The following is a 20,611-nucleotide window of genomic DNA, read 5'->3' on the forward strand; positions in this document are numbered from 1 at the left end:
CCTGCCGCTCCGCATGCGGCACTCGGCCCCGTTTGACGCGGCATTGAAGTCTGTTACGCTGCGCGTTTTCGTCAACGCCACACACGATGGAACACGCTTTCAACGAACGAGGCGTGACGGTCACGCGCAACGGCCTGTCGGCCGCCGGGCAAGTCTTTCCCTTGCGTGACATTCGTCGCGTCGATGTCGTCAAGATCCCGAAAAACAAACTCGTGCCGTCGCTCATCTCGCTGATCGGCGCGGTGTCGGCCGTCGCGGGCGGCCTTTACGGGTCGAACGCCGCGCTCGTCGTCGGCGTGATGCTGACCGTCGTCGGCTACCTTGCATGGACGACGCAGGACGTCACGTACCGGCTCATCGTCGAGATGCCCGACGGCAAGCGCGAGGCGCTGTCGAGCGTCGACGTCGGGTTCGTCGAGCAGGTCGCGCAGGTCGTGCGCGATGCGCAGGCGGCGGCCACCGCTGTCGACTGACCGGTTCAGGCTGCTTTTCCCCTCTCTCCGCCAGAATATGGCACAAAACCCCATAAATCATTGATTTAACGGGGTTTCTGTTTTATAGCACTCGAATCGACCATCAAACGCTCACGCAGCCTCGTGAGCGGACCAATCACCGGCTTCTCGCCAATGTTTCCAGGCTTTGTTGCTCATTCGTTCCGTTCAGTCAGGGAAGCATAGAGCCATTTCATGTGCATGGACCAATCACATTTCCCACCGCCCAGTTTTAATTGCAACTTCCATCATCCCAACTGTGAGAGGGCGTTCCAGTACTTTATCTCTTGCGCTTGCACTGAATGGCGACTTCAATGTTTCAAAAATAAATCGACCAAATTTCAAATTTCTTGACGGATAGTAATAATTTATATCAAAATCACTGATATCAACGCCAAAAGTTACCGAAAATTTCCTCATCAGCCTCAACATGGCTCTATCGGAAATTTCCAGATCAATGCAGAGATCCGTCTCCGGGGTGATTTCAAGCTCTCCCCACAACGGTGAATCCGCCTCATCCCTCACCATTTCTATTAGACGAGCATCCATTAAAGGCGATCCTCCGGCTTAACCAAACCATTGTACTTGACTCCAGACCGATGCATTATGATTGATATGTCGACCGTGGTAATAACCCATCCGACCACCGGGATCGCCCGCCCAACAAATACGCCAAGTTCTCTCGTAAACTTAACCCTAAGAAGCATGAGGCTCTTGAACGACGTTACCGTTGGAAGAATCTTGTGCTTGATCTCATAAGGAAGTAATTTTCGGGAAACTCTGGAAGCTACCGATGTTCCCTTGACTGCCCCACCGAATTTCCCTCTTGTCGGCAGAAACCTTTGACCCAATAAAATCATTGCAACCCCGACAACATCATCAATACCCAACTCATCACAAGCAACGTCAATAACAATCAAGCAAAAAAAGCTCTGACGGTGTAAGATTGGCGTGAATTCCATAATTATATGTATTTACCATAAATATTTTCTCTCCCCCCTCATTTCCTCAATGGAACGAGGCCGCATCGTATGACATGCCTGAAATCGTGGCCATCCTATTGTGAACGAATGTGAAATACTGCAGGAAACACACCTGTGGTAGCGCGATTGGCAGCAAGAAACACACTCACAACTCTATTAAATCGCTGATTTTTATAGGAAATCTGGTGACATCAATTCCGTCGCCTTCTCTCCGTTACGTGTGACGGGCGCGGGCCTCCGCACGCTCCCGCGAATACGACGCTCGCGCGCCAACCGCCTAGTATGGAAAGACCGGCGCCCGGCGCCGCATCGACCAAAGGGGGTCGGCATGAACGCTCAATCGCTGTCCGGCATGCTCCGCGCGCAGGAATTACTGCTCGTCTCGATGATCCGTGCGCTTCCCCCCGACGCCCGCCACGCGCTCGGCGAAATCTTCGCCGAGCAGATCGCGTTCGCCGAAGAGCGCCACCTCGAAAGCCGCAGCGAGCACGACACGCACGATGCGTTCATCGCCCATGCGCGCAATCTGCTGATCCGCCTCGAATCGCTGTCGTAACGCGGCGTACGCGCATGCGGCATCCGCGCGTCATTGCCGCCTCGCGGCACCCGACGCGCTCATCCGCCTTGAATTGATAATAATTCTCATTTACAATTCGGCACGTTTTACCCTTTTTCCTTTCATCCAGCCGTTCGCCGCCTCGCGCGCGCGAACGGGCCAGCCAGGTGAACGCGTCACCCAGCCAGCCTTCGGGCTTGTTTCATCACTGGGAGACCACCTGTGCATTGCTACACCCTGGCGCGGCGGCCGATTTGCGCTGCGCTGTTCGGCGCGTTCGGCCTGTCCGTCGCCCCGGCTTTCGCCGATTCGTTGCCGCAAGGCGCCACCCCGCCCACCCTGCTCGCCGCGTCGACGCGCGGCGCGGCGGCGCTGCTCGACCCCGTCACCGTCACGGCCACCCGCACCGCGACGGCGGCGAGCCGCACGGCCGCGTCCGTATCGGTGATCACCGACGAGGATCTCGAGGAACAGCAGGCGGCGAACATCAAGGACGCGCTGCGCTACGAGCCGGGTGTCACCGTGCGGCGCACCGCGTACCGGCCCGGCAGCGCCGCGCTCGGCGGCGGCCGCGACGGCGACTCGAGCATCAACATCCGCGGCCTCGAAGGCAATCGCGTGCTGCTGATGGAAGACGGCATCCGCCTGCCGAGCGCGTTCTCGTTCGGCCCGCTCGAGGCGGGCCGCGGCGACTACGCGGACCTCGACACGCTGAAGCGCATCGAGATCCTGCGCGGGCCGGCGTCGGCGCTGTACGGCAGCGACGGCCTCACCGGCGCGGTGAACTTCATCACGAAGGACCCGCAAGACCTGCTGTCGATCTATCGCAAGCCTTACTACTTCTCGTTCCGGCCGAGCTACGACTCGACCGACCGCAGCATCGGCGCGACGGTGTCGGCCGCGGCCGGCAACGATCGCGTGCAGGGGATGATCATCGCCGACGGCCGGCGTGGCCACGAGATCGACACGCGCGGCAGCAACAACACGGCAAGCACGCTGCGCACCACGTCGAATCCTCAGGACGTCTACTCGGAATCGCTGCTCGGCAAGCTGGTCCTGAAGCCGACCTCGCGCGACACGATCAAGCTCACCGCGGAAACCGTGCAGCGGCGCATCAGCACGAACGTGCTGTCGGCGATCAATCCGCCGACGACGCTCGGCCTCACGACGAGCGACCGGCTCGAGCGCAACCGCTTCAGCATCGACTACGACTTCCACGACGATGCCTACCGCTGGTTCCAGAACGCGCACGCGCAGTTCTACTACCAGGAAGCGACGCAGGACCAGTTCGCATTCGAGACGCGCGGCGGCTCGCTGCGCTCCCGCTCGCGCGACAACCATTACGAGGAGCGCACGTTCGGCGGCTCGGCGTTCGCGGAAAGCGGCTTCTCGACCGGCCCGTTCGCGCACAAGCTGTTGTACGGCGTCGACGGCAGCCTGTCGCGCGTGAAGAACACCCGCAACGGCACGGTGCCGGGTGTCGGCGAGGCATTCCCGAACAAGGCGTTTCCAGACACCGACTACACGCTGCTCGGCGCGTTCGTGCAGGACCAGATCGGCTACGGGCGGCTGCTCGTCACGCCGGGGCTGCGCTTCGACGCGTACCGGCTGAACCCGGGCGCGAACGATCCGCTGTTCACCGGCAAGGCCGTGTCGACGAGCGCGCGCGAACTGTCGCCGCGCGTCGCGGTGCTGTACGAGATCACGCCGGCGCTGATTCCGTACGTGCAGTACGCGCACGGGTTCCGCACGCCGACGCCGGACCAGGTCAACAGCAGCTTCTCGAATCCGGTATTCGGCTATACGTCGATCGGCAATCCCGACCTCAAGCCCGAGACGAGCGACACCTTCGAGGCGGGCCTGCGCGGCAAGACGGGCACCGGCTACGGCGTCGTGCGCTACAGCGCCGCCGCGTTCACGGGCCGCTATCGCAACTTCATCTCTCGCACCACGATCGCCGGCAGCGGCCGGCCGAACGATCCGTTCGTGTTCCAGTACGTGAACTTCTCCGACGCGCGCATTCACGGCCTCGAAGGCCGCGCGGAATGGATCATGCCCAACGGCATCACGCTGAAGACCGCGCTGGCCTTCACGAAGGGTTCGACGCGGAACAACGGCGCGGCCAGCCAGCCGCTCGACTCGATCAACCCGTTCTCCGCGGTGTTCGGCGTGCGCTACGAGCCGGGCGAACGCTGGTTCGTGCAGACCGACCTGCTGTTCCAGGCCGCGAAGCGCGACAAGGACATCCCGGCCGGCGCGTGCTCGCAGGCCAACAAGCCGTGCTTCGCGCCGCCGTCGTCGTTCGTCGTCGACGTGCGCGGCGGCTATCGCTTCAACAAGCACGTGAGCGCAACGATCGGCATCCGCAACCTGTTCGACCGCAAGTACTGGAACTGGTCGGACGTGCGCGGCATCGCGGCCGATTCGCAGGTGCTCGACGCATATACCGCGCCGGGGCGCACCGTCGCCGTCAGCATGAAGGTGGATTTCTGATGCCCGCCGCCCGTTTTCCCTCCCCCCGTCACCCGAAGGAGTCCGACATGATGCAATCCGCCGTTTCCGGTCAACCGGCCGCTCAAGTGCGCACGGCCGCCGCGCTGCGCGACGCGTTCGTCAAGCTCAAGGCCGAGCGCCAGCTGCGCAACCGCGACGCCGCACAGGCGCTCGGCGTCAGCGAAGGCGAGGCGCTCGCCGCGTTCGTCGGCGAGCACGTCGTGCGGCTCGACGCGCGCTTCCCGGCGATGTTCGAGGAAATGCCGCGGCTCGGCCGCGTGATGGCGCTCACGCGCAACGAGACCGCCGTCCACGAGAAAGACGGCGAGTACGCGCAGATGAGTCACGACGGCCCGGTCGGCCTCGCGCTCGGCGACATCGACCTGCGCATCTTCTACCGTCACTGGGCCTCCGCGTTCGCGGTCAGCGACGCCACCGCGCACGGCACGCTGAAGAGCCTGCAGTTCTTCGACGCGCACGGCGACGCGATCCACAAGGTCTATCTGCGCACGCACAGCGATCACGCGGCGTACGACGCATTCGTCGCGCGCTGGCGCGCGCCGTCGCAGGAACCGGGCCTCGCGGTCACGCCGGCCGCGCCGAAGGCGCCCGAGCGCGCGGATAGCGAGATCGACGTCGCCGGCTTCCGCGCGGCGTGGGACGCGATGACCGACACGCATCAGTTCTTCGGCATCACGCAGCGCTTCGGCGTGAGCCGCATGCAGGCGCTGCGGCTCGCCGCTCCGCAGTACGCCTACCCGGTCGGCACGCGTGCACTGCGTCACGCACTCGAACGCGCGGCCGGCAGCGGGCAGCCGATCATGGTGTTCGTCGGCAACGCGGGGATGATCCAGATCCATACCGGGCCTATCGCGAACGTGCGCGACGTCGGCGCGTGGATCAACGTGCTCGATCCCGGCTTCAACCTGCACGTGCGCGAGGACATGATCGCCGCCGCGTGGGTCGTGAAGAAGCCGACGAGCGACGGCATCGTCACGTCGCTCGAGCTGTTCGACCGACAGGGCGAGCACGTCGCGCTGCTGTTCGGCGAACGCAAGCCGGGCCGGCCGGAACGCGACGACTGGCGGGCGCTGGTCGCGGGCCTGCCGCCGGCGGAGCACGGAGACGCACGGTGAGCGGCGGGCCGTTCAACCGGCAGCGCCGCATCCTGCTCGCGAGCGCGGCGGTCGGTGCGCTCGCGGGCGCGTTGCCGGGCCGGGGGCACGCGCAGACGCCGGCGAAGCGCGTCGTCGTGATCGGCGGCGCGCTCGCGGAAACGGCATTCGCGCTCGGCGCCGCCGACGCGCGCGGCTATGCGCTCGTCGGCGCCGACACGACCTGCACCTATCCCGACGCCGCGCGCCGCCTGCCGAAGGTCGGCTACCAGCGCGCGCTGTCGGCCGAGGGCCTGTTGTCGCTGCGGCCCGACCTCGTGCTCGCGTCGGCCGAGGCCGGGCCGCCGATCGCGCTCGCGCAGGTGAAGCGCGCGGGCGTCGCGGTGACGACGTTCCACGAAGGCCACGACGTCGATTCCGCCCGCGCGAAGATCACCGGCGTCGCGCAGGCGCTCGACGTGCGCGACGCGGGCGCGGTGCTGCTGCAGCGCTTCGACCGCGACTGGCAGGTCGCGCGCGCGACCGTCGCGGCGCAGCCGCCCGGCGGCGCGCAGGCGCCGCGCGTGCTGTTCGTGCTCAACCACACCGGCAACCAGGCGCTCGCCGCGGGCCAGCGCACCGCCGCCGACGCGATGATCCGCTACGCGGGCGCGCGCAACGCGATGCAGGGCTTCGATCACTACAAGCCGCTGACGACCGAGGCGCTCGCCGCCGCCGCGCCCGACGTCGTGCTGATCTCCGACGAAGGGCTCGCCGCGGTCGGCGGCCTGGCGGCGCTGCTGGCCGCGCCGGGCTTCGCCGCGACGCCGGCCGGCCGCGCGCGGCGCGTCGTGTCGCTCGACGCGCTGCTGCTGCTCGGCTTCGGCCCGCGCCTGCCGCTCGCCCTCACCACGCTGCACCGGCAACTGTCGGATGCGCTCGCCTGATTCCGGATCGTCCCGATGCCCGCTCATGCTTCGCCCTTTGCCGCAACACCGCACGCGGCCTCATCCGGCGCCGCGCGCGTCGGCGCATCGCGCCGGCTCGCGCCGTTCGCACTGGCGGCCCTTGCCGTGCTGGTCGCCGCTGCCGCCGTCGCCGCGCTGTGCGTCGGCGCGTATCGCATTCCGCCCGCCGAACTCTGGGCCGCGCTGACCGGCGACGCCGCCGCGCAGCAGGCGCGCGCGGTCCTGCTCGACATCCGCGCGCCGCGCGTCGTGCTCGCGCTGCTGGTCGGCGGCGGGTTCGGCGCGGCGGGCGCCGCGATGCAGGCGCTGTTCCGCAATCCGCTCGCGGACCCGGGGCTCGTCGGGGTGTCGAGCGGCGCGGCGCTCGGCGCGACCACGACGATCGTGCTCGGCGCCGCGGTGCTGCCCGCTGTGCTCCCTTTTGCCGCGTTCGCGGGCGCGCTCGCGGTCGCGACGCTGGTCTACCGGCTCGCCGCGTCGCGCGGCCGGCTCGCGCTGCCGCTGCTGCTGCTCGCCGGCATCGCGATCAACGCGCTCGCCGGCGCGGCGATCGGGCTGCTCACGTTCGCCGCGAACGATGCGCAGCTCCGCTCTCTGACGTTCTGGAGCCTCGGCAGCCTCGGCGGCGCGCAATGGCCGGCGCTCGCGGCGGTCGCGCCGTGCGTCGCGATCGGCTGCGCGCTGCTCGCGCGCGAGCGCGACGCGCTGAATGCGCTGCAGCTCGGCGAAACCGAGGCGCTGCACCTCGGCGTGCCGGTGCAGCGGCTCAAGCGGCGCGTGCTCGTCGCGGTCGCGCTCGCCGTCGGCGCGCTCGTGTCGTGCGCGGGGATCATCGGCTTCATCGGGCTCGTCGCGCCGCACTGCATTCGCCTCGCGTGCGGCCCCGACCAGCGGATCGTGATGCCCGGCGCCGCGTTGCTCGGCGCGCTGCTGACGCTCGCCGCCGATCTCGCGGCGCGCACCGTCGCCGCGCCGGCGGAAATTCCGCTCGGCGTGCTGACCGCGCTGCTCGGCGCGCCGTTCTTTCTCGCGCTGCTGTGGAAAAGCCGCGGCGCGCTCGGCGGATGAGCGCGCCGGACGTTCGACGTCTTGCAGGATCGATCCGCCCCACCCCGTTGGAGATTGCCTTGTCATCACTCGCATCGACGATCAACGCATTGCGCCCGTTCGTGCCGTCCCGGGATTTCGACACGAGCAAGCGCTTCTATGTCGAGCTCGGCTTCACGCTGACCTACGACGGCGACGCCCTCACCGAACTGCACTTCGGCCGGTACAGCATCCTGCTGCAGGATTTCTACGAGCCGGCCCATGCGAACAACAGCATGCTGCAGATGGTCGTGAGCGATCTCGACGCGTGGTGGCGGCACATCGATGCGCTCAGGCTGAGCGAGCGTTATGCCGTCAACGCGCCGATCGAGCCGAAGATGCAGCCGTGGGGGCGACGCGTCGCCTTCCTGTTCGATCCGGCCGGGGTGCTGTGGCACATCTCCGAGACCGCGCCCGGCGCGGTTTGACGCCCCGCCGTTTTCCACGCCAGCGAGCCCTTCCTTCACGACCATGCTGATCGCCCATCAACTCGAAGTCGCGCGCCGCCGCGCCGTCATCCTTCGCGACCTGTCGCTGTCGATCGAGCCCGGCTGCGTCACTGCGCTGCTCGGCCGCAACGGCGCCGGCAAGAGCACGCTGCTGAAGACCTTCGCCGGCGAGCTGACCGGGCGCGGCACGCCGGCCGGCGCGCGCGTGTCCGGCGCCGTCACGCTGAACGGCGAATCGCTCGCGCAGATCGATGCGACCCGGCTCGCGCGCCTGCGCGCCGTGCTGCCGCAGGCGGCGCAGCCGGCGTTTCCGTTCAGCGTCGACGAGATCGTGCTGCTCGGCCGCTATCCGCACGCGCGCCGCGGCGGCGCGGCGTCGCGCCGGGACCGCGACATCGCGTGGCGCGCGCTTGAACGCGCGGGGGCCGACATGCTGGTCGGCCGCGACGTCACGACGCTGTCGGGCGGCGAACTCGCGCGCGTGCAGTTCGCGCGCGTGCTGGCGCAGCTGTGGCCCGACGACGACGGCGACGATGCCGCGCAACCCCGCTATCTGCTGCTCGACGAACCGACCGCCGCGCTCGATCTCGCGCACCAGCATCGGCTGCTCGAGACCGTGCGCGCGGTCGCGCGCGAATGGCGGCTCGGCGTGCTCGCGATCGTCCACGATCCGAACCTCGCCGCGCGTCACGCGGACCGCATCGCGATGCTGGCCGACGGCACGATCATCGCGCACGGCGCGCCGCGCGACGTGATGACGCCCGCGCATATCGCGCGCTGTTACGGGTTTTCGGTGAGGATGGTCGAGACCGGCGACGGCGCGCCGCCGGTGATGGTGCCGGCTTAGGGTCCGTTCACGCCGATCGCGAGCGTGCGCAGGCCCGCCAATTTTTTAATCAGGAACAGGAGACTCGCATGCCGCTTCCGATGACCCGCGTGCTGCTGTACGTGCACGACGTCGCTTCACTCAAATCGTTTTACCTGCGCTGCTTCGACTTGCGCGTCGTCGAGGAAATCGACGGCGAGTGGGTCGTGCTCGACGCAGGCAACGTCGAGCTGGCGCTGCATCTCGCCGGCCCGGCGTTTCGGCGCGCGGTGGCGTCCGTGCGCCCGGACGCGACGCACGTCAAGCTCGTCTTCTCGATCGAATCGGACATCGACGCGCATCGCGAGCGGCTCGCCCGCGACGGCGTCGCGGTCCGGGAAGTCAAGCGCTACGAGGGCTTCCCGTACCGGATGTACGACGGGCACGATCCGGAGGGCAATGTGTTTCAGGTGATGCAGGCAGACTGAACGCCGGTCGCGCCCGTCAATGCTCGACGTCGGCCACGCCGAACGTCCGCATCTTCCAGCCCTGCCGCACCGCGAGCATCCGCATCGCGAAGCCGGACACCAGCGAGATCACAGTCGCCACGCCGGCGTCGATGCCCAGGTACTGCATCCCGACGTAGAGCGCGCCCGTGCAGAACGCGACGCTCGCATACAGCTCCTCGCGCAGGATCAGCGGCATTTCGTTGCACAGCAGGTCGCGCAGCATCCCGCCACACACGCCGGTGATCGCGCCGGCCAGCACGACGATGATCGGCGCGCTGCCGGTCTTCGCGCCGATGTCGCAGCCGATGATCGTGAACGCCGCGAGGCCGAGCGCGTCGACCGTGACGAACAGCGTCTTCATCCGCGCGAGACGGCGCGCCGCCCACGACGCGACGGTCGCCGCGGCCAGCGTGATGACGAGATACTCCGGATGCGCGATCCAGCCGAGCGGATAGTGGCCGAGCAGCACGTCGCGCACCGTGCCGCCGCCGAGCGCCGTCACCGCGCCGACGAGCGCGAGGCCGAAGCGGTCCATCCCGCGCCGCATGCCCATCAGCGCCCCCGACATCGCTTCCGCGACGATCGCGATCAGATACAGCGTATGCATGTCGCGTCGCCTCAGTCGTCGGTGCGGAACAGGTCGAGCACGCGCTCGCGCTCGGCCGCGTCGACCGCGGCGGGCATCGCAACGCCCGCCGCCGCCTCGGACGCGCCAACCGGCGCAGGCGCGGCCGCGCACGCGAAGTCGCTGCGCACGAACGGCGGCACGTCGGCCGTGCACGTGCCCTGCGTGTATTCCGCGTAGACGAAATCACCGTCGACGATCGCGACGTCGTGCGGTTGCGCGGCAACGACCGGCGCGCGTCCGTCGACCGCCGTCTTCATGTAGTCGAGCCACACCGGCAGCGCGAGCGTCGCGCCGGTCGCGCGCCCCACGCCGCGCGGCGTGTCGTAGCCGAGCCACGCGACCGCGACGACGCCCGACGAATAGCCGGCGAACCACACGTCCTTCGAGCTGTTCGACGTGCCCGTCTTGCCCGCCGCGTCGTCGCGGCGCAACGCGAGCGCGCCGCGTCCGGTGCCCGCGCTCACGACGTCGCGCAGCATGCTGTCCATCATGAACGCGTTGCGCGCGGAGATCACGCGCGCGCCGGCCGCGGGCGGCGCTTCGTACAGCACGCCGCCGTGCCGCTGCTTCACCGACGCGACCAGGCGCGGCTCCAGCCGCATCCCGCCGTTCGCGAACACCGCATACGCACTCGCCAGCTCGAGCGGCGTGACCGCGCCCGAACCGAGCGCGAGCGGCAGCGACGCGGGATTGCGCTGCGCGTCGAACCCGAAGCGCATCGCATGCTGCTGCACGTATTGCGGATCGGCCGCCTGCATCAGGCTCACCGCGACGAGGTTCTTCGAGCGCACGAGGCCGCGCCGCACCGGGATGAAGCCTTCGTAGCGGTTGCCGAAATTGCGCGGCCGCCACGACTGCGCGCCGGTTTCCGCGCGGGTCAGCGTGCGCTGCGCATCGTCGACGAGCACGCCCGGGAAATAGCCTTTCTCCAGCGCCGCCGAATAGACGAACGGCTTGAAGCTGGACCCCGGCTGGCGATACGCCTGCAGCGCGTGATCGAACCCGTTGCGGGCAAAATCCGCGCCGCCGACGAGCGCGAGCATGTCGCCGGTCGCCGCGTCGAGCGACACCAGCGCGCCTTCGAGCGCAGGCTTCGCATCGCGCGCCGCCGGCTGGCGCCGCAGCCCGCGCGCGAGCGCCGCTTCGGCCGCGTGCTGGTCGCGCATCGAGATCGTCGTCGTCACGTCGAGGCCGAGCGTGTACGCATCGTCGTGGAAGCGCTCGACCATCATGCGCCGCGCGCGTTCGGCCACATACGGCGCGGCGAGAATGCCGGGCGGCGGCGTGGTCGACAGCGCGATCGGCGCGTCGACGGCCGCGCGATACGTCGCGTCGTCGAGCCGGCCGAGCGCATGCATGCGGCCGAGCACGTAGTTGCGGCGCGCAGTCGCGCGCGCGGGATTGACGACCGGGTTGAACGCGGACGGCGCCTTCGGCAATCCGGCCAGCACCGCCGCCTCGCCCGCGCTCAGCGCAGCGAGCGGCTTGCCGAAATACACCGACGCGGCGGCCGCGAAGCCGTATGCGCGCTCGCCGAGGTAGATCTCGTTCATGTACAGCTCGAGCAGCTTGTCCTTGCTGTATTCGCGCTCGAGCTTGTACGCCATCAGGATCTCGGCGAGCTTGCGGCTCAGCACCTTGTCGCGCGTCAGGTAGAAGTTGCGCGCGACCTGCATCGTGATCGTGCTGCCGCCCTGGCCCGGCTGCCCGGTGACGAGGTTCGCGAACGTCGCGCGCGCGAGCCCGCCGAGGTCGACCGCGCCATGGCGGTAAAACTGCGCGTCCTCGGCCGCGAGCAGCGCGTCGCGCATCAGCGGCGGCATGCGTTCGAGCGGCACGAACTCGCGGCGTTCGACGCCGTATTCGGCGAGCAGTTCGCCGTCGCGCGCAAAGACCCGCAGCGGCAGCGCCGGACGATAGATGGCCAGATGCTCGACGGACGGCAACTGCGTCCAGATGCGATGGATCGTCCACGCGCCGATGCCGGCGCACGCGACCGTCAGCCCCAGCAGCACGCCGGCGAGCGTACGCCAGACGCGGCGGCGCGACGGTGCGGGAGGTGGGGAAGCGGGGGTGTCGGTCATGTCGGGCTCCTTCTTCGATGCCGTGAATCAGCGGCGCGCGGCCTGTCGCCGCTCGTCGCGAAAGGCGCGCATTGTCGAAGGGATGCCCCGAAACCGGAACATTCTTTAGCCAATGTTGGGCTGGCTAAATTTTATTTAGGGATCGGTCGGAGTCGCGCGCGGCGAGCGATTCGCCTGTTGTCGCGCAACGCTCGGCGCCTCGCCGGTCCACCGCTTGTAGGCTTGCGAAAACGACGACACGTCGCAGAACCCCAGCGCCTGCGCGATCTCCTTGATGGGCAGGCGCCCCTCGGCGATCAGTACCTGCGCGCGGGCCTTGCGCACGGCGTTCGAGATGTCCCGGAAGCATGCGCCTTGCTCCTGAAGCCGGCGCTTGAGCGTGCGCTCGCTGGTGTTGAGCAGCGTCGCGATGTCCTTCAGCTTCGGAGGGCTGTCGAATGTGCGGGTGGCCAGGTATTCGTTCAGGAACGACGCCATGTCGAGGCGGGTGCGCCTGCGCGCGAGCAGCTCGGCGCACATGCGCTCGCACATCGCCGCCGTGACGGCATTCGCCTGCGGCAGCGGCCGTTCGAGATGGGCATGCTCGAACGTGAGCGTGTTGGCGGGCTGACCCGACCGGACCTTGGCGCCGAGCACGTGGCTCCGTCCGCCCGGCTCGTCGCCGTAAGCGAGGTCGAACGCGGCGAGTTCGAACGCGCTACCGATCACGTCGCGCAGCACCCGGCAGGTCGCACCCATCGCCCGCTCGACGAAGAAGCGCTGCAATGGCCCGGACAGCTCCGGCGAAGGCTCGAACGTGATCACGTCATCACGCCCCGCGCGGCGATGCGCGATTCCGACGAAGGTATAGGTCAGCGCCGGATAGCGGCGCGCGAGCGCAACGGCCGCCATGCCCGTCGCGCTGCTGAGCAGGCCGTACCCGAGCAGCCCGTAGGCCGACAGGTGGTAGGACAGGCCGACCTTCAGGCCGAGGCCGGATTCGTGCCGGGTCAACCGCAACAGGTTCGACGCGACCGTCAGCTCCTGCGCGGCCAGCACCGTGAAGTCGGGGTCGGCGAGTTGCTTCAGCGTGAGTTGCGAGCCCTCGAGCAACGCCGACGGCGCGATCTGCCTGCCGCGTCCATACTCGATCATGAGCAGGACGGAAGCCGGACTGCGTGCAAAGTTCCAGACGTTCATGGGGCGCCTCGCCACGGGGGTTGGCCTAGATTCTAAAGCGATTGGCCTGTCCCGGCATGGACCGCACCGGGGCCGCCGGATCAAGATTGGCGGCATCGCAACCCGCACCGCAACGTCGCCATGAACGTCGCCCCAGTTATCCGTCGAGCCCGGGCCCTGCTGCTCGTCCTCGGCCTGTCGAGCGGCCTGGGCGCACCCGCGCACGCCGACGACGCCGCCCCGTTCAACCCACCGGACACCGCCACCATGCCCAAGACCTACGCAAGCCAGACCGTCTGGCGCGACATGCAGAAGTTCCTCCCGCCCGACTTCCAGTGGAAGGACGACCAGCTGCCCCGAGAGGAATGGTGGAGCTGGCACGGCAATCGCCTCCATCTCGACACGTACCGCAATCCGCGGGCGTTGGTGAAGGTCATCCTGTTCCACGGCGTGGGCACCAACGGGCGGCAGATGTCGATGATCCTCGGCGAGCAGCTCGCGCGGCGCGGCTACGAGACGATCGCGGTCGACATGCCGGAATACGGGATGACCGAGGTCGCCAAGGGCGCGCTGATCCGTTACGACGACTGGGTGCGCGCCGGCAGCGATCTCGTCGACGCGGAGCGAGCCCGCGACGGCCGTCCCATCGTGCTCTACGGACTGAGCGCGGGCGGCATGCTCACGTACCACGTTGCGGCGATGAACCGGAAGGTGAAGGGGATGGCATGACGTTTCTCGATCAGCGCACTCAACAGGTGCGCGACGAGACCGCGCGCAATCTGTTCATGAGCCGCGTCGGCGGCCCGATGACGAACTTCGCCGCGAAGACGCCGCTGAAGACGCTGCGCGTACCGATGACGCTGGCGAGCAAGATGTCCGCGCTGGTCAACAACGACGCCGCGCTGAAGGTCTGGCTGTCCGACCGGCGCTCCGCGGGCAACGCGATGACGATGGCCTTTCTCAGTTCCTATGTGTCGTATCGGCCTGTGACGGAGCCGGAGGATTTCGACGTCTGCCCGGTCCTGCTGACCCAGCCCGCGGCCGACCGATGGACGCCGCTGCATCTCAGCGAGCCGTTCCTCGAGCGGATCCGGAAGGTGCCGGTGAAAGTCGTCATGCTCGACAACGCGGGGCACTATCCGCTCGAGCAGCCGGGGCTCGGTCAAATGGTGGATGCGATCGATGCGTTCTATCGCGAGGTGACGGCGCAGTCATCGGTTGCCGACTGAGCTCACAGCTTCTGCACTTCCATCGGCCCGACCAATGCGAACACAAAGTAGCCGGTCTTCGATGTGAATGGGCCGTCGCTCCAACCCTTGGGTACGTGGATCAACGCAAAAGTATTCGTTTGAATACCGTCGACGGCCACTTCAACCTTGTGCCGGGTCAACTGCTCAAGATCGGCTTTGGCGAACGGCTTGATGGCAGATCAAACTTCATCTGATGATTCCGGTGATGTCAGCACGACGGTTCGTGATCCGGATCCGCCTGGCATACCTCCAGATAAGTTTTATCCACGGCGCGCAGAAATGCCTTGCGTCCGCCCTCCAAGGCCACCGCAAGATGCTCTGCGGACGGTACGGGCATGACGCGTCCGTCAGGCGACATAGCGTAGCCGAGATCCACGAAAGCATCGTCTGATGAGCGTAGCGTTCCGATCCAATAGGTGATGGTCACCGATTGGGCGGCCCCCGTCGCGCCGTTGTAGCCAATATCGAATCGGCCGACCTTGAACTTCTCCGGCCTCATCTTCTCCGCATACGCCAGCACGTCGGAGACGGTCGCACCATCTTTCGTCCGGTGTTGCTTGACGGCCTGGATCCACTTTGACTCCACCGGAGCCGGCAAGGCCTTCGGCTTTGGCGAAGCGGACGCCATGCTCCCATTACCGAGGAAGAGAACAAGGGCAATCCAGCAGGCTGAAAATCCTCTGATCGTGTGACGAGCTGTCTTCAATGAACTGTTTTCCTGTGCGTGCGATCGAGCTTGCAGATCGTTCGAAATGTCGGCGGCATAACAGGATAGCAAACCGGCCATCACGCGATCTCTCGCTGAATAGTTCGGAATAAATACCGTAAAGCACATTTCGACGAACGAAAACAAAAAGCCTGCCGACTTTCGCCGGCAGGCTTTTTCAACGATCACGCGTTTCGCTCAGCGCGCCGCGTTCAGCGTCAGGTTCATGTGACGGTTCACGTCCTTGTACAGCAGGTAGCGGAAGCGGCCGGGGCCGCCCGAGTAGCACGCCTGCGGGCAGAACGCGCGCAGCCACATGAAGTCGCCCGCTTCGACCTCGACCCAGTCCTGGTTCAGGCGATAGACGGCCTTGCCTTCGAGCACGTACAGCCCGTGCTCCATCACGTGCGTCTCCGCGAACGGAATCACGCCGCCCGGCTGGAACGTCACGATGTTCACGTGCATGTCGTGACGCATGTCGCTCATGTCGACGAAACGCGTCGTCACCCAGGCGCCGTCGGTGCCCGGCATCGGAATCGGCTCGACGTCCTGCTCGTTTGTCACGAACGCTTCCGGCAGCGCAATGCCGTCGACGGCCTGGTAGCGCTTGCGGATCCAGTGGAAGCGCGCGGCGGCATCGCTGACGTTGTGCAGCGTCCAGTTCGCGCCCGGCGGAATGAACGCGTAGCCGCCCGGCTTCAGCACGTGCTTCGAGCCCTGCAGCGTCAGTTCGACTTCACCCTCGACGACGAACAGCACGGCTTCGGCTTCCTTGTCCTGCTCGGGCTTGTCGCTGCCGCCGCCCGGGTTCACTTCGACGATGTACTGCGAGAAGGTCTCGGCGAAGCCCGACAGCGGACGCGCGATCACCCACAGGCGCGTGTTCGTCCAGAACGGCAGCCAGCTCGTCACGATGTCGCGCATCACGCCCTTCGGAATCACCGCGTACGCCTCGGTGAACATCGCGCGATCGGTCAGCAGGTCGGTCTGCGGCGGGTGGCCGCCGTGCGGCGCGTAATACGTTGTCTTAGACATAAGCATCCAGGCAATGGGTTGGTCCGTTCCCCGGCGGCGTGACGCCGTTGCCGGGGAAACGTGAAAGCGGTTCGGCTTCCGGTCGGTCGGCCAGGTTCGCGACGCGGCGGCGCTCGCCGGCCCGCACGGCCTTGCGGTGACGCAACGGCGGCGGGCACGGTTGACGATATCGGAGTCGTCCGCGATTCACCAATTAAATGTTGGGATGGATGCCATTCGTTTTCGCACTGCCCGCGCGGCGCGCAGCGGCGTACGAAAAATATGCGTGGAATCAGGAAGGCACACGCACGCGGCGTGCGGATCGGGAGAAATTCAGGGAAGCGGGTGTGGCGAGGAAACCTGCAGTGCCCGGCGGACGCGGGCGGCGCGTGCCGCCCGGCCGGGTCTTGAGCGTGACCGCCGCGTACTGCGGCGCGCCAGTCGCGCACCGCTCACGCCGGCGTGTCACACGCGGGGACGATCAGTCCCAGTCGCGACGATGATGCTTATGCTTGTGACGGCGATAGCCGCGATCGTCGTCATAGGAGTTGCTGCGCGACACGTTGCCGCCCAGTGCCGCGCCTGCGCCGCCGCCGACGGCCGCGCCGAGGAGGCCGCCCGAGCGGCCGCCCATCGCGTTGCCCGCCGCGGTGCCTGCGCCGCCGCCGAGCGCGCCGCCGATGATCGCGCCGGTGCGCTCGCGACGGTTCGACGTGATCGCGCCGCCGGCGCCACCGCCGATCGCGCCGCCGATCACCGAGCCGGTGCTGCCACCGACCGCGCCGCCGACCGCCGCGCCGGCTACCCCGCCGAGCGCGCCGCCAAGCGCGTTGTTCAAATCGCTAGCTGCTGCCGGCAGCGCAGTCGCGCCGGCAAGAGCGGCGACGACGAGGGTGGGGGCGATCTTCTTCCACATGCCCGTATTCTTCCTTGTTCGCAATCTGGTTATCGAGAGTTCGCTCTGGTATGACGATTCGTGTCGACCGGGCCGTTCGATGCAGCGTGCGGAGGGTCGGACGAATTCATTTCAACGAGCTTGCGGCGAAGAATAGCATCGGTCCCCGGCGCTTGCCCTCTACATTGTGGTAACAAGATGTTTGCGCTTTGGAAACACTCGGCGTACATGTCGCGGCAAGTCCGGAAACCCGCGCCGGCACTCGCTTGCGCAGAGGTTCCGGCACCTCTGGAACGAGGCGCCGGCCGCGTCGCGCAAACGCAACTCGCGGCAACGCCGGACGCCGATCGAGGGCTCGCGGTTGTGCGCGACGGGCAAAGAGGGTCAGTAGACGCCGGGAATCAGCCGCCAGGTTCGCGCGCAATACGCGTCGTACTCGGCACCGAAATGCGAGCGCAGCAGCGCTTCCTCGGAACGGATGCGCGCGATGAGCGGCGCAATCGTCAGCATGGTCAGCAGCACGCCGACGCCGGCGCGAAACGCCAGCGCCCAGCCGAGCGAATTGACGAGCAGGCCGAGATAGCTCGGGTTGCGGATCACGCGATAGATGCCGTCCGTGACCAGCGTATGGCCGGGCTGGATCGCGACCAGTCCGCTGAAGCGGCGGCCCAGCACGAACACCGGCCAGAGGCGCAACGCGCCGCCGGCGATATACAGCGCGACGCCGACCCAGCGCAGCGTTTCCCCATCGAGCGTCCAGACGTCCAGCCGGTCCGTGACCGCGGGCAGGTATGCGGCGCCGAAACCGATCGCGCCGAACGCGGCGAGCACCCAGCGATTGCCGCGATCCTCGCGCTCGCCGGGGCTCAGATTGCCGCTGCTGAAGGCCGCGACGACGGTCATGACGATCGTCGCGATCGCGACGACCGTCAGCGCGGGATGCGAGAAGAACGCGGCGAACCCGCCGCTGCCGAGCACGGCGAGCCCGAGGTAGACGAGCGTGGCCGCGACCGACAGGGCCGCGACCTTGGGCGTGAGCGTCATGGCTGCCTCGCTGGGACGAGCGCTTTCCGCAGAAGTATAGGACGGCGTCCCGCCGCTCGCGTCGCGGTGCGCGGCCCAGCGAGCCGGCGCCTGTTTGCGGCCGGCGCCGCGTCAGCGAACGCGGAAGGAACCGCCGATACCGATGCTGACCGGCGGCGCGTAATAGGCGGGCGCGTAGCCGTAGTAGGCCGGCGCAGGCGCATAGCCGTACGGCGGCGCGACGACGCAGCCGGACAGGCCGCCGATCAGCGCGAGCGTGAGGAAAAGTCTGGACATGAGGGTTTCCGGTACAGGACGAATGACGCCGTGCCAAGGCTGCGCCGCGGGACGCGATGCGCCCACTACGAAAGGCTCGAACAGCGGTCCATATCGTCCGATGAAGCAATGAACCGAGTGTAGCGCCGGCGCGCCTGCCACACGTTTCGCGCGCCGTTACACGTGTTACCCGGGATGACCGCTGAAACACCCGGCGAGCCGGACGCTACCGCCCTGGTCAGACGAAGCGTTCGCGAATGCGCCGCGCGATCGATTCGAGGGTCGCCGCATCAGCGACATCACGCGCATGCAGCTTCAGCGCAGCACCTTCCCAGCGCGGGATCACATGGAAGTGCACGTGCGCGACCGTCTGGCCCGCGGCGCGACCGTTGAACTGGCCGATGAACATGCCGTCCGGCTGCAGCGCATCGCGCACGGCGGTCGCGACGCGCTGCGTCATGCGGATGCCGGCAGCCGCGGCATCGGCGGACAGGTCGAAGATTTCCGCTGCGTGCTCCTTCGGGATCACGAGCACGTGACCGTCCGCCTGCGGCATCAGGTCCATGATCGCGAGCGTGGCGTCGTCCTCCGCGACCTTGACGCACGGCAGGTCGCCGCGAAGGATTTTTGCGAACGGGTTGTTGTGGTCGTAAGACATGGCAGGTTCCAAAGAGGTGAGTCCGGGATGTCGATCGAGTCCGGACGATTATCGGCCGACCGCTGGACGGATTTCAACCTGTCAGGTTGCGCCGGTGCGCGGCACGCATCGATGCATGCGCAACCTATGCAGCAGACGAAAGGAATAAGCGTGTGCGGCAATTCGTTAACCGACAGCGCCGATTCGCGCCGCACCCCCGCGCGCGAGCCGGCGCCGGACACCCGTCGACTGCGCTGCCCGGCAGCCCGGATGATCTTTCGTGATCGTCTACCGGAGTCATGCCATGAACCCTCTCCCGTCCTGTCGTTCCCCCGACCTGCCGGCCATCGCCCGCACGTCGCGCGCGATGGCCCGCACGCTACGCCGAGTGGTCTGCGGCGCCGGCCTGGTCGCGCTATCGTCGACCTTCGCATGGGCTGACGGCGGAACGATCCTGCCGCCGTCGTCCGTCATCGCGTCGACGGTGCCAGCAGCGCCGGCGAACGGCGACCTCAACCCGTACGGCATCGCCTTCGTCCCGCCCGACGTGCCGGCATGGAGCACGCTGAAACCGGGCGACGTCATCGTGTCGAACTTCAACAACAGCGCGAACCTGCAAGGCACCGGCACGACGATCGTGAAGCTGTCGCCCGACAACTCGCCGACGGTCTTCTTCCAGGGCCAGAACCTGGGTCTCACGACCGCACTCGCGGCGCTGCGCAACGGCTTCGTGCTGGTCGGCAACGTGCCGACGTCGGACGGCCAGCACGTCGTCCCGCCGGGCTCGCTGCTCGTCATCAATCCGCAAGGCAATCTCGTCAAGCCACTGGTCGATGCCACGCTGCTCGACGGACCATGGGACATGACCGTGATCGACCGTGGCCAGCGCGTGACCGCGTTCGTGTCGAACGTGCTGAACGGAACGGTTGCGCGGATCGATCTCATGTTCGACAACAACGGCGGCGTCACGATGCTGAAGAGCTCGCGCATCATCGCGTCGGGTTACACGTTCCGGACCGATCCCAGCGCGCTGGTCGTCGGCCCGACCGGCCTCGCGTACGACGCCGACAATGACATCCTGTATGTCGCGTCCACCGGCGACAACGCCGTGTTCGCAATCCAGAACGCAGCGTCGACGAATGGCGGCGGCACCGGACGGCTGATCTACTTCGACAAGAAACACCTGCATGGTCCGCTCGCGCTGGCGCTCGCGCCGAACGGCCATCTCGTGACCGCCAACGGCGACGCGGTGAACCCCGATCCGCAACAGCCGAGCGAGATCGTCGAGTTCACGGTGGACGGGCAATTCGTCGCGCAGATGCAGGTCGATATCGTCCCGGGAGCGGCGTTCGGGCTCGCGTTCGGGCTCGGCAGCCAGCGCCAGCCGCAGTTCGCCGCCGTCAACGACAACACGAATACCGCGACCGTCTGGACGCTGCGTCTGAACGGCAACAATCAGCAATAACGCGGTAAGCGGGCGAGCCGCCCACGCCGGAATCGGCCGCG

22 protein-coding genes and 1 pseudogene are annotated in these 20,611 nt (G+C 67.2%); 12 read left to right on the forward strand and 11 right to left on the reverse strand.

Annotation, left to right across the window (positions count from 1 at the left end):
• The first annotated feature begins 86 nt into the window (after positions 1-86).
• Positions 87-473: a DUF6232 family protein gene (locus B7P44_RS31410; protein WP_084909709.1), complete on the forward strand. Its 387-nt coding sequence runs from the start codon at positions 87-89 to the stop codon at positions 471-473.
• Positions 474-701: 228 nt separating this feature from the next.
• Here the strand turns inward: B7P44_RS31410 and B7P44_RS31415 are convergent, their stop codons facing one another.
• Both B7P44_RS31415 and B7P44_RS31420 read right to left on the reverse strand, forming a co-directional pair.
• On the reverse strand, positions 702-1,040 hold the full coding sequence (locus tag B7P44_RS31415; RefSeq protein WP_084909710.1) for a DUF1493 family protein: 339 nt from the start codon (positions 1,038-1,040) through the stop codon (positions 702-704).
• Positions 1,040-1,472: pseudogene (locus B7P44_RS31420) on the reverse strand (STM2901 family protein). The gene B7P44_RS31415 and the pseudogene B7P44_RS31420 overlap by 1 nt, the downstream one beginning before the upstream one ends.
• Positions 1,473-1,802: 330 nt before the next feature.
• Between B7P44_RS31420 and B7P44_RS31425 the strand changes: the two are divergent.
• The 8 genes from B7P44_RS31425 (at position 1,803) to B7P44_RS31460 (ending at position 9,413) form a co-directional block, all read left to right on the forward strand.
• Positions 1,803-2,030, forward strand: a complete 228-nt coding sequence (locus tag B7P44_RS31425) for a hypothetical protein (protein WP_084909711.1) — start codon at positions 1,803-1,805, stop codon at positions 2,028-2,030.
• Positions 2,031-2,252: 222 nt separating this feature from the next.
• Positions 2,253-4,523, forward strand: a complete 2,271-nt coding sequence (locus B7P44_RS31430; RefSeq protein ID WP_084909712.1) for a TonB-dependent hemoglobin/transferrin/lactoferrin family receptor — start codon at positions 2,253-2,255, stop codon at positions 4,521-4,523.
• 47 nt (positions 4,524-4,570) lie between these two features.
• Entirely contained in the window at positions 4,571-5,659 is a 1,089-nt protein-coding gene (locus B7P44_RS31435; protein WP_084909713.1) for a hemin-degrading factor, read from the forward strand.
• Positions 5,656-6,564 carry a heme/hemin ABC transporter substrate-binding protein gene (locus B7P44_RS31440; RefSeq protein ID WP_084909714.1) on the forward strand — a complete coding sequence of 303 codons (909 nt, stop codon included), beginning with the start codon at positions 5,656-5,658 and terminating at the stop codon, positions 6,562-6,564. The genes B7P44_RS31435 and B7P44_RS31440 overlap by 4 nt, the downstream gene beginning before the upstream one ends.
• A 15-nt stretch (positions 6,565-6,579) precedes the next feature.
• The gene (locus tag B7P44_RS31445; RefSeq protein ID WP_084909715.1) at positions 6,580-7,653 is read left to right on the forward strand and encodes a FecCD family ABC transporter permease; all 1,074 of its coding nucleotides are present in this window, start codon (positions 6,580-6,582) and stop codon (positions 7,651-7,653) included.
• A 59-nt stretch (positions 7,654-7,712) separates the two neighbouring features.
• Entirely contained in the window at positions 7,713-8,099 is a 387-nt protein-coding gene (locus B7P44_RS31450; protein WP_084910134.1) for a VOC family protein, read from the forward strand.
• 43 nt (positions 8,100-8,142) lie between these two features.
• Positions 8,143-8,967 carry a heme ABC transporter ATP-binding protein gene (locus tag B7P44_RS31455; RefSeq protein WP_084909716.1) on the forward strand — a complete coding sequence of 275 codons (825 nt, stop codon included), beginning with the start codon at positions 8,143-8,145 and terminating at the stop codon, positions 8,965-8,967.
• A 68-nt stretch (positions 8,968-9,035) separates the two neighbouring features.
• Complete coding sequence (locus B7P44_RS31460) at positions 9,036-9,413, forward strand: VOC family protein (protein WP_084909717.1); 378 nt, start codon at positions 9,036-9,038, stop codon at positions 9,411-9,413.
• A gap of 16 nt (positions 9,414-9,429) precedes the next feature.
• On the opposite strand, the gene B7P44_RS31465 is transcribed toward B7P44_RS31460, so the two are convergent.
• The 3 genes from B7P44_RS31465 to B7P44_RS31475 all read right to left on the reverse strand — a co-directional run bounded on the left by B7P44_RS31465 (position 9,430) and on the right by B7P44_RS31475 (position 13,325).
• Entirely contained in the window at positions 9,430-10,041 is a 612-nt protein-coding gene (locus B7P44_RS31465; RefSeq protein WP_084909718.1) for a trimeric intracellular cation channel family protein, read from the reverse strand.
• 11 nt (positions 10,042-10,052) lie between these two features.
• Positions 10,053-12,146, reverse strand: coding sequence for a penicillin-binding protein 1A (locus tag B7P44_RS31470; protein ID WP_084909719.1), 2,094 nt, complete (start codon positions 12,144-12,146; stop codon positions 10,053-10,055).
• Positions 12,147-12,281: 135 nt separating this feature from the next.
• On the reverse strand, positions 12,282-13,325 hold the full coding sequence (locus tag B7P44_RS31475) for an AraC family transcriptional regulator (RefSeq protein ID WP_084909720.1): 1,044 nt from the start codon (positions 13,323-13,325) through the stop codon (positions 12,282-12,284).
• 246 nt (positions 13,326-13,571) lie between these two features.
• Between B7P44_RS31475 and B7P44_RS37665 the strand changes: the two genes are divergently transcribed.
• Positions 13,572-14,033, forward strand: a complete 462-nt coding sequence (locus B7P44_RS37665; RefSeq protein ID WP_231716757.1) for an alpha/beta hydrolase — start codon at positions 13,572-13,574, stop codon at positions 14,031-14,033.
• Positions 14,030-14,533 (forward strand): alpha/beta fold hydrolase, encoded by a 504-nt coding sequence (locus B7P44_RS37670; RefSeq protein ID WP_231716758.1) that lies wholly within the window; start codon positions 14,030-14,032, stop codon positions 14,531-14,533. The genes B7P44_RS37665 and B7P44_RS37670 overlap by 4 nt, the downstream gene beginning before the upstream one ends.
• Positions 14,534-14,762: 229 nt before the next feature.
• Here the strand turns inward: B7P44_RS37670 and B7P44_RS36890 are convergent, their stop codons facing one another.
• The 6 genes from B7P44_RS36890 to B7P44_RS31505 form a co-directional block, all read right to left on the reverse strand.
• On the reverse strand, positions 14,763-15,449 hold the full coding sequence (locus tag B7P44_RS36890; RefSeq protein WP_133118071.1) for a hypothetical protein: 687 nt from the start codon (positions 15,447-15,449) through the stop codon (positions 14,763-14,765).
• A gap of 9 nt (positions 15,450-15,458) precedes the next feature.
• On the reverse strand, positions 15,459-16,295 hold the full coding sequence (locus tag B7P44_RS31490; protein ID WP_084909722.1) for a bifunctional allantoicase/(S)-ureidoglycine aminohydrolase: 837 nt from the start codon (positions 16,293-16,295) through the stop codon (positions 15,459-15,461).
• A gap of 460 nt (positions 16,296-16,755) precedes the next feature.
• A complete protein-coding gene (locus B7P44_RS31495) occupies positions 16,756-17,190 on the reverse strand; it encodes a hypothetical protein (RefSeq protein ID WP_084909723.1) in 435 nt (144 codons plus the stop codon).
• Between the two features lie 363 nt (positions 17,191-17,553).
• Positions 17,554-18,213, reverse strand: coding sequence for a methyltransferase family protein (locus B7P44_RS31500; RefSeq protein ID WP_084909724.1), 660 nt, complete (start codon positions 18,211-18,213; stop codon positions 17,554-17,556).
• A gap of 111 nt (positions 18,214-18,324) precedes the next feature.
• Entirely contained in the window at positions 18,325-18,489 is a 165-nt protein-coding gene (locus B7P44_RS37280; RefSeq protein ID WP_167389832.1) for a hypothetical protein, read from the reverse strand.
• A gap of 217 nt (positions 18,490-18,706) precedes the next feature.
• Positions 18,707-19,126, reverse strand: a complete 420-nt coding sequence (locus B7P44_RS31505; RefSeq protein ID WP_084909725.1) for an HIT family protein — start codon at positions 19,124-19,126, stop codon at positions 18,707-18,709.
• Positions 19,127-19,409: 283 nt separating this feature from the next.
• Between B7P44_RS31505 and B7P44_RS31510 the strand changes: the two genes are divergently transcribed.
• A complete protein-coding gene (locus B7P44_RS31510) occupies positions 19,410-20,570 on the forward strand; it encodes an NHL repeat-containing protein (protein ID WP_193834346.1) in 1,161 nt (386 codons plus the stop codon).
• The last annotated feature ends 41 nt before the right edge of the window (positions 20,571-20,611 follow it).

It is taken from the genome of Burkholderia ubonensis subsp. mesacidophila (assembly GCF_002097715.1).
Classification (GTDB): Bacteria; Pseudomonadota; Gammaproteobacteria; order Burkholderiales; family Burkholderiaceae; genus Burkholderia; species Burkholderia mesacidophila.

Coding starts and splice junctions, on each gene's coding strand:
- B7P44_RS31410 (WP_084909709.1), top strand. CDS start 87: ATGGAACACGCTTTCAACGAACGAGGCGTGACGGTCACGCGCAACGGC.
- B7P44_RS31415 (WP_084909710.1), bottom strand. CDS start 1,040: ATGGATGCTCGTCTAATAGAAATGGTGAGGGATGAGGCGGATTCACCG.
- B7P44_RS31425 (WP_084909711.1), top strand. CDS start 1,803: ATGAACGCTCAATCGCTGTCCGGCATGCTCCGCGCGCAGGAATTACTG.
- B7P44_RS31435 (WP_084909713.1), top strand. CDS start 4,571: ATGATGCAATCCGCCGTTTCCGGTCAACCGGCCGCTCAAGTGCGCACG.
- B7P44_RS31445 (WP_084909715.1), top strand. CDS start 6,580: ATGCCCGCTCATGCTTCGCCCTTTGCCGCAACACCGCACGCGGCCTCA.
- B7P44_RS31455 (WP_084909716.1), top strand. CDS start 8,143: ATGCTGATCGCCCATCAACTCGAAGTCGCGCGCCGCCGCGCCGTCATC.
- B7P44_RS31460 (WP_084909717.1), top strand. CDS start 9,036: ATGCCGCTTCCGATGACCCGCGTGCTGCTGTACGTGCACGACGTCGCT.
- B7P44_RS31465 (WP_084909718.1), bottom strand. CDS start 10,041: ATGCATACGCTGTATCTGATCGCGATCGTCGCGGAAGCGATGTCGGGG.
- B7P44_RS31470 (WP_084909719.1), bottom strand. CDS start 12,146: ATGACCGACACCCCCGCTTCCCCACCTCCCGCACCGTCGCGCCGCCGC.
- B7P44_RS31475 (WP_084909720.1), bottom strand. CDS start 13,325: ATGAACGTCTGGAACTTTGCACGCAGTCCGGCTTCCGTCCTGCTCATG.
- B7P44_RS37665 (WP_231716757.1), top strand. CDS start 13,572: ATGCCCAAGACCTACGCAAGCCAGACCGTCTGGCGCGACATGCAGAAG.
- B7P44_RS37670 (WP_231716758.1), top strand. CDS start 14,030: ATGACGTTTCTCGATCAGCGCACTCAACAGGTGCGCGACGAGACCGCG.
- B7P44_RS31490 (WP_084909722.1), bottom strand. CDS start 16,295: ATGTCTAAGACAACGTATTACGCGCCGCACGGCGGCCACCCGCCGCAG.
- B7P44_RS31495 (WP_084909723.1), bottom strand. CDS start 17,190: ATGTGGAAGAAGATCGCCCCCACCCTCGTCGTCGCCGCTCTTGCCGGC.
- B7P44_RS31500 (WP_084909724.1), bottom strand. CDS start 18,213: ATGACGCTCACGCCCAAGGTCGCGGCCCTGTCGGTCGCGGCCACGCTC.
- B7P44_RS37280 (WP_167389832.1), bottom strand. CDS start 18,489: ATGTCCAGACTTTTCCTCACGCTCGCGCTGATCGGCGGCCTGTCCGGC.
- B7P44_RS31505 (WP_084909725.1), bottom strand. CDS start 19,126: ATGTCTTACGACCACAACAACCCGTTCGCAAAAATCCTTCGCGGCGAC.
- B7P44_RS31510 (WP_193834346.1), top strand. CDS start 19,410: ATGAACCCTCTCCCGTCCTGTCGTTCCCCCGACCTGCCGGCCATCGCC.